Source organism: Microbispora amethystogenes (genome assembly GCF_016863015.1).
Lineage (GTDB): Bacteria > Actinomycetota > Actinomycetes > Streptosporangiales > Streptosporangiaceae > Microbispora > Microbispora amethystogenes.
The window spans coordinates 50,658-66,662 of the sequence record NZ_BOOB01000050.1 but is presented as its reverse complement, the minus strand read 5'-3'; the positions used below and the strand labels follow the sequence as shown (position 1 = coordinate 66,662).

Below are 16,005 nucleotides of genomic sequence, written 5' to 3'. Positions count from 1 at the left end.
CTATCTCCGCCCTTCGGCGAGCACCGCGAACACGACCGGGCCGGGCTCGCCGCGCAGGGTGGTGACGAGCGTCCCGATCCGCAGGCCCCCGGAGACGAGGACCGTCCAGTCCGGCGCCTCCGGCGGCGCCAGGGTGAGCGGCGCGTCCGCGGGCAGGCCCGCCTTGCGCAGGCACTCCGCGGCGGCCCACACGCGGGTGGCGGCGGCGTCGCGCCCCTCCCCCGTCTCGTCGGCGACCAGGCCCGCCAGGCGTCCGTACGGGCCGAGCAGGGCCTGCCACTCCTCGGCGGGCCGCTCCGCCACCGGTTCGACGTCGCAGGCCACGGTGGCCGCCGGGCCGTCCCCGGCGACGCAGAGGGTGACGTCGGCCCCGTGGGAGGCCGAGATCGCCGGGCCGCCGGTCTCGCCGCCGAGCTCCGGCCGGCCGTCCGGGCGGTGGCGCACCTCCGCCCGGCGGCCGAGGACCCGGCCCGCCGCCAGCTCGGTGAAGGCCCCACGGCCGGTGCCGTTGGCGCTGCCGGTGCCGTTGGCGCTGCCGCTTCCGTTGGCGCTGCCGTTTCCGTTGCCGTTCAAGGTCCCGTTGCCGTTGGCGTTGGCGTGCTCGCGCGGCGGGTCCGGCTCGACGGCCACCGCCGCCGCGACGCCGAGCAGCTCTTCGGCGGTGCGCTCCAGGTAGGGGCCGAGCAGCGGCGCCGGCCACGGGCCGCGCCCGTCTCCCTTGCGCACCGCCCGCAGGCGCAGCCCCTCCCAGCGCTCGACGACCTCGCCGGTGTCCGTGCGGACCGCGACGTCGTAGACGTACAGGTCGCCGTCCCGGTAGCGCTCGGCGGCGCGCAGCCGCAGCCTGCCGCCGGAGGGCACCTCGCCAAGCGGATGGATGCGGTCCACCCCGGCGGGCAGCAGCGTGGCGTGCGGGACGCACACCTGCAGGCCGTGCATCAGCGCGTCGCGCAGGCCGGGGTCGCCGAGCAGCAGGTCGCCGGAGAGGAACCCGGCGAACCAGTCCTGCGCCGCCACGGCCGCCACGTCGGCGTCGACGTCGTGGGCCGCAGCCCGGTGGTAGCCGAGCAGCCGCTGGAACCTGCGGCCCTGGAACAGCAGGCCGCCGTACAGGTCGCCCGCCGGGTCCAGCCGCACCTCGGGCACGTCGTCCCCGACCGGGTACGGCGGGCCGTCCGGGACCGGCTCCCCGGTGAACAGCAGCCGGGCGCGGAAGTGGTCGGCGGCGAAGCCGGTCTCCTCGCTGCGGATCACCGCCTCGACGACGTCGTCACCGGTGGCCGCGACGGCGATGTGGATCTTCGTCGAGCCGCCGGGCGGCACCACGACGGGCCGGAGGAACTCCGCGTCCTCGATCACCGGCGTGGTGGTCCGGCCGGTCGCGGCGGCGGCGTTCTGGGCCATCGCCTCCATGCCGAAGACCGCCGGGAACAGCATGTTGCCGTCGAGCAGGTGGTCGTCGAGGTAGGGATCGGTGCCGGAGCTCAGCTCCGTCTCGGTGACCAGCTCGACGCCGTGGTAGCGGACGAGCGGCCGGTCCACGAAGCGCAGCAGGGGCAGCGGCGGCAGGTCGTACCGCACGGTGCGGATGCCCTCGGTGCGGCCGCTGATCACCACCACCGGCGGCGCGGCGGGGTCGGCCACGAGCCTGCGCAGGATCTCGACGCCCTGCGTCGGCGGGATCGGGGTGATGCCGTCGCGCGACAGCGACTCGACGACCGACAGTCTCTCCCCCATGCCCACACCGGACCAGACCGACCATTCCAGGCAGAGGGCCCGGCAGCCGGGGTGCCGCTCGGCCAGGTCCTCGGTGAGGGCGGCCAGCCACTCGTTGGCCGTGGAGTAGTGCGCCTCGCCGCGCAGCCCGGCCCGGCCGACGATGCTGCCGAAGGTCACCAGCAGCCGCAGCCGCCCGGCGTCCACCGCGTCCAGCACCGTCTTCAGGCCGTCCACCTTGGGGGCCAGGGCGTCGCGGAAGGCGGTCATGTCCAGGCCGGTGAGCGCGGCGGGCTCGTTGCGTCCGGCGCCGTGCAGCACCGCGGTCACCGGGCCGAGCGCCCGCTCGGCCTCCGCGACCGCCGCCCGCACCCCGCCGGGGTCGGTGACGTCGGCCCGGCCGTACCAGACGGTGACGCCGGCGTCGGTCATGCGGCTCAGGTTGGCGGCCAGCTCATGGTCCTGCTCGGGGTCGGAGCGGCCGATCAGCGCCAGGCGGGCGCCGCTGCCGGTGGCCAGGGCCAGGGCGCACTCCGCGGTGATGCCCTTGCCGCCGCCGGTCACGAGCAGCACGTCGCCGTCGCCGATCGGGTGCCGTACGGCCTCGGACCGCACCGGCATGGCCCGCAGCGTGGGCACCCGCCGGGTTCCGCCCGCGTCGTAGCAGACCTCCGCGAAGTGCGTCGTCGCCGCCACCTCGGTCACGATCCGATCCGTCAGCGTGTCGTCCACCGGAACGCCGTCCGCCGAGTGGTGGCCCTGCTCGCGGTCGTCCGGGAGGCGCACGACGGTGACGCGCAGGTGGGGCGCCTCCAGCCGGAGCGTCTTCGCCAGCCCGGTCGCGCCGCGGCGGCCCTGCTGGACCAGCACGAACCGGCCGCCGGACGGGCCGGCCAGGGCCGCCCGCGCGCCCTCCAGCGCCGCTTCGAGGTGCTCCTCCGCGCAGTCCGGCGGCAGGCACACCAGGGCGCCGGCGCCGACTCCCGCACCTTCCAGAGCGCGGCCGAGGGAGGCGGCGAAGGGGTGCCCCTCCGGCGCGTGGACCGTCCACGGGCCGTCCGCCTCGCGGGCCGGGCGGGCCGGCGGCTCCGCCGGGTCGAGATCGACGGCGAAGGGCCGGATCCAGGGCGCGGCCCCCGCCACGATCGGCGCCTGCCGCGCGTCGCTCTCCTGGCCCGTCCCGGCGAGTTCGTCGAGGGCCTCGGCGAGCTCCCTGACGGTCGCGGTGGCGAAGTTGGTCGGCATCGCGACCGGGGGCATGCCCAGTCGTTTGGCGGCCTGGTTGACGATCTGGCCCACGGTGATCGAGCTCAGGTGCAGGTCGTCGAGCAGGCGGCTGTCGTCTGCCACGGCGTCCGGCGGCAGTTCGGCGCGCTCGGCCGCGAGGGAGCGCAGCAGGCCGGCGCTCGACTCCGAGGGGTCCGCGGGTTCGCCGTCGCCATCCCCGCCGGTCGCGTCCTCGCCGGTCGCGTCGGTGGAGGACGGCCGGGAGGTTTCCGAGACGCCGACCGTGGGGGCCTGCTCGCACGGGCTGGCGAAGAACGTGAACTCCGCGCCGATCTCCAGCGGGCGGACCAGGCGGCCCTCGAACAGCGCTCCGTGGGCGACGGGGGCACCGGTCACGTAGGCGGCGCCCGCCACCCCGAGCAGCGCGCCGAGCGACTCGTCGTCGGTGTCCAGCGCGACCGCCGGGACGTCCGTGATCGCCGAGGCCAGCCCGCTGAGCACCCGGCCGGGACCGACCTCGACGAGCAGGTCGACGTCCCGCACCGACGCGAGCGCCTGCGCGAACCGCACGGGGCTGGTGATCTGGCGGCGCAGCAGCGGCGCGACCTCGGTGTCGCGCGGCAGCGCCTCGCCGGTGACGGTCGAGACGACCGTACGCGTGACCGGCCCGAACTCCGCTCCGGCGAGCCACTCGGCGAACGCGTCGGCCGCCGGCGCCACCAGCGGGGAGTGGAACGCGTGCGAGACGGGCAGGCGGGTGCAGGTCACCCCGGCGCGCTCGGCGGCCCGCCCGAACGCCTCGACGGCCTCGACGGAGCCCGCGACCACGGTCTGGCCCGGCCCGTTGTATCCGGCGATCACCACGGGGATGTCGCCCGCCAGGCCCTCGACCACGTCGCCGAGAGCGGCCACGCCCGCCATGGTGCCCTCGGCGCTGTGCTCGGCCATTGCCCCGCCACGGGCGCGGGCCACCCTCAGCAGGGTCTCCTCGTCCATGGCGCCGGCCCAGTGCAGCGCCGTGATCTCCCCGAGGCTGTGGCCGACCGCGGCGACCGCGTCCACGCCGAGGACCGACAGCGCCCGCAGGCCCGCGGCGGACCCGGTCACGATCCGGGGCTGGGCCACCGCCGTCGCCACCGTGTCGCCGGTCGCGGGCAGCGCCGCCCTGCCGTACAGCTCGTCCACCTCGGCGAACCGCCGCCGCAGCGCGCCGCCGCCGGTTCCGGTGCCCGAGCCCTGCCCGGGGAACAGGTAGCCGACCCGCGCGGGGCCGTCTGCCCGGCCGAGGAAGGTGCGGCCGTCCGAGGCGTACAGGGACGTCTGACCCGCGTCGAGGGCCTCGCGCACCCGCCGCAGCCGGCGCTCTGCGTCCTCCGGCGAGGAGACGACGACCGCCGCGCGGTACGGCAGGTCGCGCAGCTCGCCCTGGAGCGCGGCGGCGAGGTCGGCGAGCTGGGCGTAGGCCAGCCCCGGCACGAAGTCGATCAGCCGGGTCAGCCGGTCGCCCAGTTCCTCCGCCGAGGAGCCGTCCACGAGCAGCAGTTCCGCGTCCTGGATCGAGGCCGCCACGGCCCGGGTGCGGGAGTCGAAGCCGGACCGGCGGCGCGGGCCGTTCCCTTCGTCAGCGCCGTCCCCGTCGAGGACCAGGTGGGTGTTGATGCCGCCGAAGCCCATGGCCGTGACCCCGGCGCGCAGGTGCGCGTCCTCGGGCCAGGGCTCGGCCGCGCGCAGGGCGCGCAGCGCCGCGCCCTCCTCGGTGAGCAGTTCGTGCGGCTCCATGCAGCCCACCGCCGGCGGCAGCACCCGGTGGTACACGGCCATGGCGGCCTTGATGAGGCCCGCCACCCCGGCCGCCGCCTTGGTGTGGCCGATCATTCCCTTGACCGAGCCGATCGCGGCGGGCGGGGCCGCCGGGCCGGCGTCCGTCCTGGCCGTCGACAGGGCCTTCAGCTCGGTCGCGTCGCCGACCGCCGTGCCCGTGCCGTGGCCCTCGAACAGCGCCGCCGTCTCGACGCCGAAGCCCGCGCGCTCGTAGGCGCGGCGCAGCGCCAGCCGGTATCCGTCGAGCTCCGGGCGGGTGATGCCGCCCCGGCCGTCGGACGACACGCCCCAGCCCGCGATCGTGGCGTAGACGCGGTGCCCCGCCTCCAGGGCGTCCCGCTCCCGCATCAGCACGACCATGCCGCAGCCCTCGCCCGGCCAGAAGCCGTTGGAGCGGCGGTCGTAAACCCGCATCTCCTCGCGGGCGAGGGCTCCCGTCTTGGCGAACCCGATGATCTCGAAGGGGTCGATGGACAGGTCGACGCCTCCGGCGATTGCGATGTCGATCTCGTCTTCGAGCAGCGACCTCGCGGCGGTCACCACCGACAGCAGCGAGGAGGAGCACGCGCCGTCGACGGTGTAGCCGCCGCCCTTGAGGTCGAAGTGGTTGCAGACGCGGCCGGCGATCGTGTTGGACAGGCCGCCCGCGAGGGTGTCCTCGTCCACCGGCGGGAACGGCCTCTTGTACGCCGCCTCGAACTCGCCGAGGAACCCCGCGAGCCGGTCGTCGTCCCAGCTCTGCTCCTTCAGCGCCGCGGCGAGCAGACGGCGCACGTACGGCCAGCGCAGGCGCATCTGGTTGGCGCGGACGAACTCGCCGGTGAGCGTGTTGCCCACCACCACCCCGGTGCGTTCGCGGGCCAGCCCCTCGGCGGCGGGGAACCCGGCGTCGGCGAGCGCCGCGCCGGCCACGTCGAGCGCGAGCCAGTGCGTCAGGTCGGTGGACCGGTACGTGCTGCCCGCGATCTTGTGAGCCACCCGGTCGAAGGCGTAGCCCTCGATGACCGCGGCGTTGCGGGCGTAGAACCGGTCCGGGGCCGCGGGGTCGGGGTCCCAGTAGTCCTCCAGCCGCATCCGCACGTCGGGCAGGCGGCGGAAGGCGCGACGTCCGGCCACCGCGTTGTCCCACAGCTCGTCCGGGGAGGTGGCGTCGGGATAGCGGCAGGCCATCCCGACGATCGCGATCCTCGTCATGCCGGCACCGCCTTCCGGCCGTTGGCGACGGGCTGCTTGGCGACGGGCTGCTTGGCGTCGGGCTGCAGGGTGCCGGGCGTCACGCTCGGGGCGGCCGGCTCGGCGGCCGCGCGCTCCTGCGCCTCCCGCCGGAGCCTGGCCCGCTCGGAGACGTGCAGCGCCCACAGGTACGTGCCGCGGACGAGGCAGACCGCCGCGGTGGCGAAGAACAGGCCGTACGCGATGTGGATCGCGGTCAGGATCCCGTAGACGGTCGCGACCCCCGCCCCGAAGGCGAACTGCGCGGCGGGCCGGGACGGCGTGGTGCCGGGGTCGGTGATCATGTAGTTGGTGTAGAGGACGAACGCGACGCCGGTGACCACCGCCAGCGCGCCGGGGATCGCCGTGCCGAAGACGAGACCGCGGACGACCGCCTGCAGGGCGAAGAAGCTCACCCAACCGGCGACCAGCCACATGCGGCCGGTCAGCTTCGCGTTGATCATCGTGCCCGCGACCAGGATGATGGCCGGGATCAGCCAGTCGAACGGGGCGCCGACACGCTCGGTGAAGTGGTAGCCCGGCGCGATGCTGGCCCACGGGAACAGCAGCAGGATGACCGCGATGCCGAGGTTGGAGGGGTTCATGAAGTGGCGCAGCCTGCCGCGCACGGGCGCCCGCAGCACCCACTTCGCGCCGACGGCGACGACCACCCCGAACATCATCACCTGGACCTGGTCGTTGACGTAGATCAGCATGTTCACGGCGAGGCTGGTGATGTGGGCCGGATAGAGGAACTCGACCAGGCCGCGCACGCCGTTCCCGGCGAAGCGGGGCGGGCGCCCCTCGGCCCGGGCGCCGAGCGTCTCCAGCGTGATCTCGACCGTGTAGCCGGTGGCGAGGGCGATGAAGGGCCACAACCATGGCTGCTCGAAGCCGAGGACGGTGTAGCCCAGGGCGTTGAACACCGAGATCGAGATGGCGAAGCGCCGCAGCGCCGTGATGACCTTCGGATCGTGCCGGGGTGGTGTGCTGGTCTGGGTGGTCATGCCGCCTGCCTCTCCTTCGCCTGCGTGCCGAGGCGCAGCGAGTGCCATCCCGGCCGCAGCCACAGCTCCTGTTCGCGTATCTCGCCGGTGCCGTCGCGCCAGCACAGCCGCACCTGCACGGGCTCCGAGACGTTCTGGCCGAGGCCCACGTGCACCTCGCTGCTGCGCTTGCCCGAGTGCCCGCTGCCGCCGTCGACCCGGGAGACGAGCCTGCGGCCGTCGGGCGTGGTCACGGTCACCTGCGTCCCGACCGCCGGCGTCCCCGGGCCGTCCGGCGTCCCCTGCGCATACCCGGCGGCGCCCGGCGCGGGGTCGCGGGTCAGCCGCAGCCCGAGGAACGAGCCGGTGGAGGGACTCTGGTTGTGGTAGAACACGGGCTCGCCCCACTGCCGCGCGACGGCGAAGTCGAGCCGGCCGTCGCCGTCGGCGTCCCCGGTGGCGATGCCCCTGGTCGGCGTCGGCACGGCCAGGCCGAGATCCCCGGCCACGTTGGCGTACCCGCCGCCGTCGTCGCGCCTGGCGAAGAAGTTCAGCGTCTGGTGGCCGGCGATGTCGTCGTTCGCCCTGACGTTCGGCCACAGCCAGGGGTGCTCCACCACCAGGTCGTTGGCCGCGGCCAGCTCCTGCAGCTGCGGCCACCGGTCGGTCTGGCCCTTGACGAACCCGTCCGCCTGCACGATGGCGAGCCTGCCGCTGTTGTCGAAGTCGGCCATCTTGACGTCCCAGCCCCAGCCCGACCAGGCCGTGCCCATCTCGGCGCTGCGGTCCTCCCACGGCGCCGTGCCGCCGGCCAGGTCCGCCCGTACGGCGGAGGTGTCACGGGCGGTCGACATGTACTGGAAGTTGCTCTCCTGCACGCCGTAGGAGGTGGTGATGTTGCTGACGAACATGTCGTAGACGCCGTCGCCGTTGAGATCGCCGAAGTCGACGCCCATGCCCTTGAACGAGTCGGCGCCGATCCGCTTGGACTTGGGGGTCATCGGCGTGCGCACGCCCGACACCGGAGTGAACTGGATCTTCCCCGGGGTGGACTGGTTGTGGAGCAGGGCGTCCCTGCCGTGGTCCTGGGCGAGGTACAGCTCCGGCCGCATGTCGCCGTCGAGGTCGTTGGCTCCGGCGGCGAGCACCCAGCCCTTGGAGACGTCCTCGGGCAGGACGTTCTCGACGCACTGGAAGGAGACCGACGGGCGGGAGCCGCCGGTGGCTCCGGTCCACCGCAGGACGAAGTCCGCGCCGCCGTTCATCGCGTTGGACAGCGACCGGTTCATCGACACGCCACCGCTGACGGTGTCGTCGAGCACCGGCCCGTCGGGGAAGTAGTTGCCGATGTAGATGTCGTCGTGGCCGTCACCGTCGAAGTCGTCCACGACGGCCGTGTTGGAGTTCCACTGCGGTCCCGTGTAGGTGCCCGTGCCCGAGCCGGGGACCAGTTCGACCGGCACGTACGCCTGGGCGGTCAACGCGTCCGCGTCGGTCTTCGCGTCGGCGCCGCTCTTGGCGTCGGCGCCGGTCTGGGCGCCGGCCTTGGCCAGGTAGACGATCGGGGTGCGGCCCCACATGTAGACGAGCAGGTCCATCCTGCCGTCCTCGTTGAAGTCGCCGGGGACGCAGCCCATCGGGGCCATCGCGTGGTTCATCGGCAGCGGGCGCGGGTCCAGCGCGAACGGCGCGTACCGGCCGGAGCGCGCTCCCGGCACGGGGGTGACGACCACCTGGTCGATGCGCGGGTCGGTGACGCACAGGTCGTTGGCGAGGCCGTCGCCGTCGAGGTCGTTCATCGCTATCCCGGCCCCGACGGAGGAGATCCAGGCGTCGATGTCGGCGTAGTCCTTGTTCACCTTGCGGATCGTCTGCTCGGGATATCCGCTCGGCATCCCGATGGACATCGGCGCGAAGGCGTACCTCTGCGCCACGCTCGCCGTCTCGGCGGCGGAGGGCACGGGCGGGCGGACCACCAGGAAGCCGACGACCATGACGGCCAGCGCGACGATTCCCGGCAGTTGCCCGCGCAGCCGGCTGAGTGTCCCTGTCATCGTGAAACCCTTCCGGACTCGGCGAAGCTGTCCGCGACCCGCCGGCGCCACATCTCGTAGGCCGCGGGATCCCGCCTGGCCTCGTCGTCACCGGGGCGCGCCACACGGGAGACGCGGGCCGCCTCCTCCGGCGTCGTGTCGCAGAACACCGCCGTGGCGACGCCCGTGTGGGGCACGATCAGACCGGCGCGGATCCGGGCCTCGGCCGCGAACGCGGAACCCTGGGCGACCTGGGGCCGGTACTCCCCGGCGCGCCACGCCAGCGAGCGCAGTTCCGCCTCGTCGGCGCCGCCCGCGTACGTGGCCGCGAGCCCGGTGCCGCTGTACAGGTCGGCCCGCCGGTGCTCGGGGAACCTCTCGATGAGCGTGGCGACCTGGTCGACGTCGGTGCCGCCGACGAACCACAGCGCCCGTCCGATGCCCTGGTCGATCGCGTGCGGGGCGTACCCCCGCCCGTCGCCCCCGGGCCAGGGGAACCGCGGGTCCTGGTACTGCTCGTGGACGTACCTGCGAGTGTGGAAGTAGGCCTGGTGGAAGCCGTAGCCGTCGAGCGCGAGCCACTTCAGCAGAGGGTCCATCTCCTCCGCGCGCGGCCAGCGGAACCTCGGGACCCGCGCCATCGCCCATCCGACGCCGACGTAGACCATGTAGTCGTGGTCGCGCCCCCGTCCTTCCAGGAAGCGGGCGATCCGCCGGCCGCCCAGGGGGGACAGCGCGTCGACGACGGCGAACCCCATCGCGGCGCCTTCGTAGGCGAATCCCCGGAACCGGTCCGGAATCTCTTCCAGTCGAATTTCCGCGTCCGCCGGATAACGTGCCTCGGCGGCGTCCGCGAAACCTGTGAGAAACACCCGGCCGATCGTCTCCAGAAGATCGCGGGCGGCTGGGTTTTTCTCGTGAAAACCGCGTATGTCGAGTCTTGTGGCCGATACGTTCGGCGTCAGCATGCGACGCCTCAGGGCCCGTGCTGCCTTGGTCAACTCGTCCTCCCGCCATCCTCTGATTTCCGGCGTGCAGATTCTCGTAATCCACGTCAGCGTAACCAGAGCGGCCGAACCGCTGTCATCTCCGAATGTGCGGAGGGCCGGGGCGGCATAATAAACGTGAGATGGCTGTCGAGCACGCCGGAAGAATGTATTCAGACGCGACCGGTAATCCGGATGACCCTTTTCCGGGCGGTTTCCGGGCGTGACAGAGCGGCACCGGAGACCCGGGCACGGCGATGGGGGCACGGCGATGCGGAGACGGCGATCGGGAAGCATCGATCCCGCCCGCGCCATCAGGGCGTACGCCGTTCGAAGGGCACGCCGTGGGTTTCGCCCTGGGACTCACCGGTGGGCCTTCGCCGAGGGATGCGCCGGGAAAGGACCCGCGCGGACCGCGACGGGGTCGTTCGTCCGCCGGCGGACCCGGCGATGCGACCGGCGTCCCGGGGTGGACCCGGGACGCCGGTCACGTCGAGCCGCGTTGCCCACACCTGGGCGTGGCGCCGACATCTCGCAGCCGGTGCCCGGGCGCCGGTCCGGAGACTCCCGTCAGGAGACGTCAGCGGACATCAGGAGACGCCAGGAGACGCCACGAGACCTGGGGAGACCTCAGGACGCGGACCGGGCGACGCCGGCGGAGGCGGCGAAGTGGTGGCGCACCCCGCGCCGCCACAGCTCGTACGAGGGCACCTCGCCCCTGGTGCCGGGATCGACGGCGCAGTCGTCGGCGAGGGCGACGGCCCCCGCGACCGAGAGCCCGGCGAAGGCCTCGGCGGCCGCCGCCGTGTGCGCGGGGACGCACCCCGAGTAGTGGCGGGCCTTGAGGGCGAAGACCGCTCCCTGGGCCAGGTCGGCGTGGTGTTCGCCGGACAGCCGCCGCACCTGCGCCAGGCCGGCCGGGTCGCATCCGCCGGCGAACGCCGCGGCGAGCCCGACTCCGCTCCACAGATCGGCCCGCCTGCCGGAGGCGAAGCGGCCCACGGCCGCGGCCACCTCCGTGGCGACGGCGCCGTGGATGAACCACAGCGCCCGGCCGATGCCCTGGTCCACCGCCCGCAGGAAGTAGCCGGGCGAGCCCTCCCACGCATAGGGGGCCGGTCTCTCCTGGCGGTCGACCCAGCGCCGGGTGTCGAAGTAGGCGCGGTCGAACCCGTAACCGTCCACCGCGAGCCAGCTCATCGTGGGGTGGTACGGAGACCCGGTCAGGTGCGGGACCACCTTCTTCCACAGCTGCCTCGGCAGGCGCGCCATGGCGAACCCGATGCCGATGTAGGCGAGGAAGATGTGCGGCCGGCCCGGCCCGAGAAGCAGGCGGCGCGTACGGTCGCCGCGTCGCGGGCCCATCGCGTCGAGGATCGTGAAGGCCATCGTGGCGCCTTCGTACGCGAAGCCGCGCATCTCCGGCTCCACCAGGTCGAGCCGGCGCTCGACCTCCCACTGATCCTGCGCGTCGATCCCCCACTCGAAGCCGCAGACGACCGACTGCGGGACGGCCTCGAGCCGCCGGGTCGCGTCCGTGGCCGTGACCGGGAACCCACGCCGTTCGAAGGTGACGTCCCGAAGCGACGGCGTCAGCAGAAGCCTGCGCAGCGAGCCGAAGGCGGTCGGCATCGGTCCTCCCTCATGCTCGGTCCTTGACGGAAAGTGACGTTCTCATCCTTGTCCGTGCTGATTTGGGGCGCATCTCCCGGATTGCCCTGTTGCCGGATCACCGTCAGGCCCAGGGAGCGGTGGGGTACCACGGGATGACCCCGCGCCCGGCGAGAAGCCTGACGTCCCAGTACAGGAAGGTGAAGACACCGGCGACGATCAGCAGCGCCGCCGTCACGACCGCGAGCCGGTACGGCGTGGCGGTCAGCCACCGGTGCAGCCGGCCTCCGGCGAAGTAGACCAGGATCAGGAACAGCAGGGCCATGACGGCGATGTTGCCGATCGACTGCAGGGCGAAGGCCAGCGCGCCGTACAGCGGGTTGCCGCTCTCCGCCGCGTCCCTGAACAGGTGCCGGAACAGCGGGAACGGCCGCCCGATCAGGAAACCGCCGACGAGCGCTCCCATGAAGACCACCCGCGCCTGGGGGAAGCGCCGGGAGATCCGGTCGAAGGGGTCGGGCACGATGCCGAGCGCGGCGAGCCCGAGGTAGGTCATCGACAGGCCGATCAGACCGAAGATGACCATCGACTGGATGGTCCGGGCCGACAGCCCGCCCGCCGCGTTCTGCGTGGTCGAGAACTGCGGCATCCGAGTGCCCACGAACCCGACGACCGCGCCGTAGCAGGCCGAGACGGTCAGCATGCCCGCCGCCAGCCACCCCAGCGGCCTGAGCGCGAGCAGCAGGCGGCGCCTCCGGCCGCCGGCCCCGCCCAGCATCGGCGCCAGCGCGCCGAAGACGGCCACATTGCAGGCGGTGAACGTGCCGGCCAGGCCGGAGACGAAGGCGAAGACCGTCCCGGCCACCACCCCCGTGATCGGCGTCTCCAGCGCCGGATGGCCCAGCAGCGAGCCGGCCACGCTGCCGCCGATGGTCCGGTCGACGAACTCCGCCGACCAGACCACGGTCAGCAGGAAGCCGGCCAGGCCGCTCAGCACGGCGACCAGTGCCCGCGAGGGCGGGAACCGGCCTCCGGCCGGTGCGGGGGTCGCCGCCGGTGCGGCGGCCCGGAACGAATCATGCGTGATGCCACTACGCGCCATCGTCGTCTCCTTGTCACGGTCTCGCGGTGATCAGGGCACTCCCGGACCGGCGAACGCCATCCGCACCGCCTCGGGCGGGCCCGGCACGGCTCCGGGCAGAGGCCCAGAACACAGTGCCGGTCACAGTGCCGGGACCTCGGGCCGGTCCCTGCGGACGCGGGCCGGGCAGAGGTCCGGGCACTGCGGGCACAGATCCGGACACTGCGTGGAAGGACGTAGCCGCCGACCTGGTGGGATCGGCGTCGCGACCACCCACGTCCTCAGGATGACCGTCCGTGCCTGCCCCGGGCCTCTTCTGAAGTGCGGCCCTCCCCGCCCACATCGCCCGCCCGGGGACCGGCCCCCGTCCGACGGCCACCGCACGGCCCGGCCGGGCTCTGGCCGGAGCGCCGATGCGGCCGAAGCGACGGCCTGGCGAACGGCGACGGCCTTGGCGAACGGTGTCGTCCGGCACGGTCACTCCGGCGCGAAGCGACATGGCCCACCGGAGCGAGCGCGTGGCACTCGCTTTCACGCGGGCGGTTTCGGCTGTGCAAGACCGCAATTCAGGAGATGCGCCCCCATGACGTAAATGATCATGATGGTGCCGCGACGGCACGCCGCGTTCGTGCCGTCCCGTGCGAGTGAGGCGGCTCCAGGAGGCGCCCGTCTGGACGCGCTGCCGGGAGGCGCCGCGGAGAGGAGACAGGCTGTGGAGGGTTTGGGACGTCGTGCTTTCCTGACCGGCGCCACCGTCGGCGGAGCCGCCGCGCTCACGTCGGCGGCGGGCGTGCCCGCCGTGGCACGCCCGGCAAGGGCCGCCCCGTCCGCGGACGGATGTGAACGGCCCTTCGGGCCGGTCGTCATCGGCCCCGGCGATCCCCGCTACGACAGTCTGCTGCTCAGCCACAACCGGCGTTTCCGGGGCCGGCCCCAGTCCGTGCAGGTGGTGGGCTCGGCCGAGCAGGTCGCCGAGGCGGTCGGCCGGGCGGTGGCGGCGGGCCGGCGGATCGCCGTACGGAGCGGCGGGCACTGCCTGGAGAACTTCACCGCGTCGCCGGAGGTCGAGACGCTGATCGACCTGTCGCCCATGTCCGGCGTCACCTACGACGAGCGGCGCAGGGCCTTCGCCGTCGGAGCGGGCGCCACGCTGGGACAGGTCTACAAGGCGCTCTTCACGGGCTGGGGCGTGACGATCCCCGCGGGCTCCTGCCCCTCGGTCGGGGTCGGCGGCCACATCACGGGCGGCGGCTACGGCTTCCTCTCCCGCAGGTACGGCCTGGCCGCCGATCACCTGTACGCGGTGGAGGTCGTGGTCGTCGACGCCTCCGGCCGGGCCCGGGTGGTCGTGGCGACGCGCGACGCCGGAGACCCCGAGCGGGACCTGTGGTGGGCGCACACCGGCGGAGGCGGCGGCAACTTCGGCGTCGTGACGCGATTCTGGCTGCGCTCCCCAGACGGCTCCCCGGACGGCTCCCCAGACGGCTCCCCAGACGGCTCCCCCGGCGCGGACGGCACGGATCCGGCGCGCCTGCTGCCGAAGGCCCCGGCCGCCATGCGCAGGAGGATCGTCATGTGGCCGTGGGAGTCGATGGACGAGAAGACCTTCTCCCGGCTCCTGCGCAACTACTGCGACTGGTACGAGGCGAACAGCGCGCCGAGCTCGCCGTACGCCGCTCTCTGGGGGGTTCTCCTGGCGAGCCACCGCTCCGCCGGGCAGCTCGGCTTCATCGTGGGCGGCGACGCCGGCGTCGCGGGCGTGGAGAGCCTGATGGCCGCGCACGCCAAGGCGATGACGGCGGGCATCGGCATCGAGCCGGCGTCCGACACGCTGGAGCTGCTCCCCTACCTGGACGAGGCGAACTGGGTGAACGAACCCGCGGGCCGGTCCAAGAACAAGGCCGCCGACCTGCGCAAGGGCTTCACCGACCGCCAGATCGCCGCCGTCTACCGGCATCTCAGCCGCGAGGACTACACCAACCCGGGCGCCAACCTGAGCCTCACCGGCTACGGCGGGCGGATCAACGCGGTGGCCTCCGACGCGACGGCGACCGCCACCCGCGACGCGATCCTCCGCGCCTACTTCACCACCGGTGGCTGGGCCTCACCGGACGACGACGCCCGGCACATCGGCTGGATGCGGGAGTTCTACCGGGACGTGTACGCCGGCTCGGGCGGCGTGCCCGTGGACGGACCGGTGAACGCCGGAAGCTACATCAACTACGCGGACGCCGACCTGGCGGACCCGAAGTGGAACACGTCGGGCGTCTCCTGGGAGACCCTCTACTACAAGGGCAACTACCCCCGGCTGCAGAAGATCAAGAAGCGCTACGACCCCCGCGACGTCTTCCGGCACGCCCTGTCGGTCCGGCTCCCCAAGTGACCCCGGCCCCAGTGCGCTGTCCGCCCGCGTTCACCGGGGTGGAGGGAGCGGAGCGGAAGGGAGCGAGGACCGCAGCGAAGGCCCAGCGAAGCGGGCTTCGCGAGGACCGGAGGTTCCTTCCGGCGCAGTGACCGACTCGGCCAAGGCTCGTGGACGCCCCCAACACCCCGCTGGTGACCCCGGCCGGATGACCGGGGAGACGTGAGGGCGGCGCCCGGCCGGTCGGCCGGGCGCCGCCCTCGTCTGTGCCGTCGACGTGGGGTCACAGCACGTCGAAGTAGTCGCCGATCCACAGCCCCCGCTTGGCGTCCACCGTACGGAGAGTCGAGGGGTTGTAGTCCGACAGCCGGATGCACCGGAAGTCGAAGCTCACCCGGGTCGACCCCGTCTCGTTGATCTTGTTTCCGTGGCTCCAGTCGACCGAGTCGAACACCAGCACCTGACCGGGGTCCACCGTCATCGGGCGGTAGTCCCCCGATCCCAGCTCCCGCTCGATCCAGACGGAGTTCGTGTCGTAGGCCGGGGTGAACGGAACCCAGAAGTTCACCTCGCCGTCTCCGTGGTTGTAGTCGCGGTCCCGGTGGAAGTCGCCCACCGCCACGTTGCCGGGAAAGTGCACCCGGAACGTCGGGACCTGCTGGAAGCAGAACTCCTCGGTGCCGAGGACGCCGGGGACGAACGCCGCGACGAACTCCCGGTAGAGGGGCTTCAGCTCCGCCTCGAACGCCTCGTAGAACTTCGCGTGGAAGTCGGTCGACTGGTCGGTCTTCCAGGTCATGACCTCGAGCTCGCCCTCCGGGCGGAGACGGGCGAGGTCGTCCACGTCGTAGATCTTCCGGAGGATGTCCCCGAAATCGAAGCGCGCCGCGTCGTAGTCGTAAATCACGGGCTCGTGAACTACGGGGTGCATCTCGTCGCCTCCCGAACTGGTTCGCCGGCATTTCCAGCC

8 protein-coding genes are annotated in these 16,005 nt (G+C 73.2%); 1 reads left to right on the top strand and 7 read right to left on the bottom strand.

Translation table 11 applies throughout. The features are described from left to right. The 6 genes from Mam01_RS29675 to Mam01_RS29650 all read right to left on the bottom strand — a co-directional run bounded on the left by Mam01_RS29675 (position 1) and on the right by Mam01_RS29650 (position 12,694). Positions 1-5,958 (bottom strand): type I polyketide synthase, encoded by a 5,958-nt coding sequence (locus Mam01_RS29675; protein WP_204288509.1) that lies wholly within the window; start codon positions 5,956-5,958, stop codon positions 1-3. Further along, positions 5,955-6,983, bottom strand: a complete 1,029-nt coding sequence (locus Mam01_RS29670; protein WP_204288508.1) for an enediyne biosynthesis protein — start codon at positions 6,981-6,983, stop codon at positions 5,955-5,957. Before Mam01_RS29670 ends, Mam01_RS29675 begins: the two co-directional genes overlap by 4 nt. Further along, the gene (locus Mam01_RS29665; protein WP_204288507.1) at positions 6,980-9,016 is read right to left on the bottom strand and encodes a CRTAC1 family protein; all 2,037 of its coding nucleotides are present in this window, start codon (positions 9,014-9,016) and stop codon (positions 6,980-6,982) included. Before Mam01_RS29665 ends, Mam01_RS29670 begins: the two co-directional genes overlap by 4 nt. Continuing rightward, positions 9,013-9,996, bottom strand: a complete 984-nt coding sequence (locus Mam01_RS29660; RefSeq protein ID WP_275409104.1) for a DUF1702 family protein — start codon at positions 9,994-9,996, stop codon at positions 9,013-9,015. The genes Mam01_RS29665 and Mam01_RS29660 overlap by 4 nt, the downstream gene beginning before the upstream one ends. Before the next feature lie 615 nt (positions 9,997-10,611). Then, positions 10,612-11,613, bottom strand: a complete 1,002-nt coding sequence (locus Mam01_RS29655) for a DUF1702 family protein (RefSeq protein WP_204288505.1) — start codon at positions 11,611-11,613, stop codon at positions 10,612-10,614. 103 nt (positions 11,614-11,716) lie between these two features. Further along, the gene (locus Mam01_RS29650; protein ID WP_204288504.1) at positions 11,717-12,694 is read right to left on the bottom strand and encodes a hypothetical protein; all 978 of its coding nucleotides are present in this window, start codon (positions 12,692-12,694) and stop codon (positions 11,717-11,719) included. Between the two features lie 691 nt (positions 12,695-13,385). On the opposite strand from Mam01_RS29650, the gene Mam01_RS29645 reads away from it, so the two are divergent. Next, positions 13,386-15,056 carry an FAD-binding oxidoreductase gene (locus Mam01_RS29645; RefSeq protein ID WP_204288503.1) on the top strand — a complete coding sequence of 557 codons (1,671 nt, stop codon included), beginning with the start codon at positions 13,386-13,388 and terminating at the stop codon, positions 15,054-15,056. 262 nt (positions 15,057-15,318) lie between these two features. Here Mam01_RS29645 and Mam01_RS29640 read toward each other — a convergent pair whose 3' ends face one another. After that, the gene (locus tag Mam01_RS29640) at positions 15,319-15,966 is read right to left on the bottom strand and encodes a hypothetical protein (RefSeq protein WP_204288502.1); all 648 of its coding nucleotides are present in this window, start codon (positions 15,964-15,966) and stop codon (positions 15,319-15,321) included. Positions 15,967-16,005: the final 39 nt, after the last annotated feature.

Bases quoted from the DNA above. Each gene is read 5' to 3' on its own strand.
- Mam01_RS29675 (WP_204288509.1), bottom strand. From the start codon at position 5,958: ATGACGAGGATCGCGATCGTCGGGATGGCCTGCCGCTATCCCGACGCC.
- Mam01_RS29670 (WP_204288508.1), bottom strand. From the start codon at position 6,983: ATGACCACCCAGACCAGCACACCACCCCGGCACGATCCGAAGGTCATC.
- Mam01_RS29665 (WP_204288507.1), bottom strand. From the start codon at position 9,016: ATGACAGGGACACTCAGCCGGCTGCGCGGGCAACTGCCGGGAATCGTC.
- Mam01_RS29655 (WP_204288505.1), bottom strand. From the start codon at position 11,613: ATGCCGACCGCCTTCGGCTCGCTGCGCAGGCTTCTGCTGACGCCGTCG.
- Mam01_RS29650 (WP_204288504.1), bottom strand. From the start codon at position 12,694: ATGGCGCGTAGTGGCATCACGCATGATTCGTTCCGGGCCGCCGCACCG.
- Mam01_RS29640 (WP_204288502.1), bottom strand. From the start codon at position 15,966: ATGCACCCCGTAGTTCACGAGCCCGTGATTTACGACTACGACGCGGCG.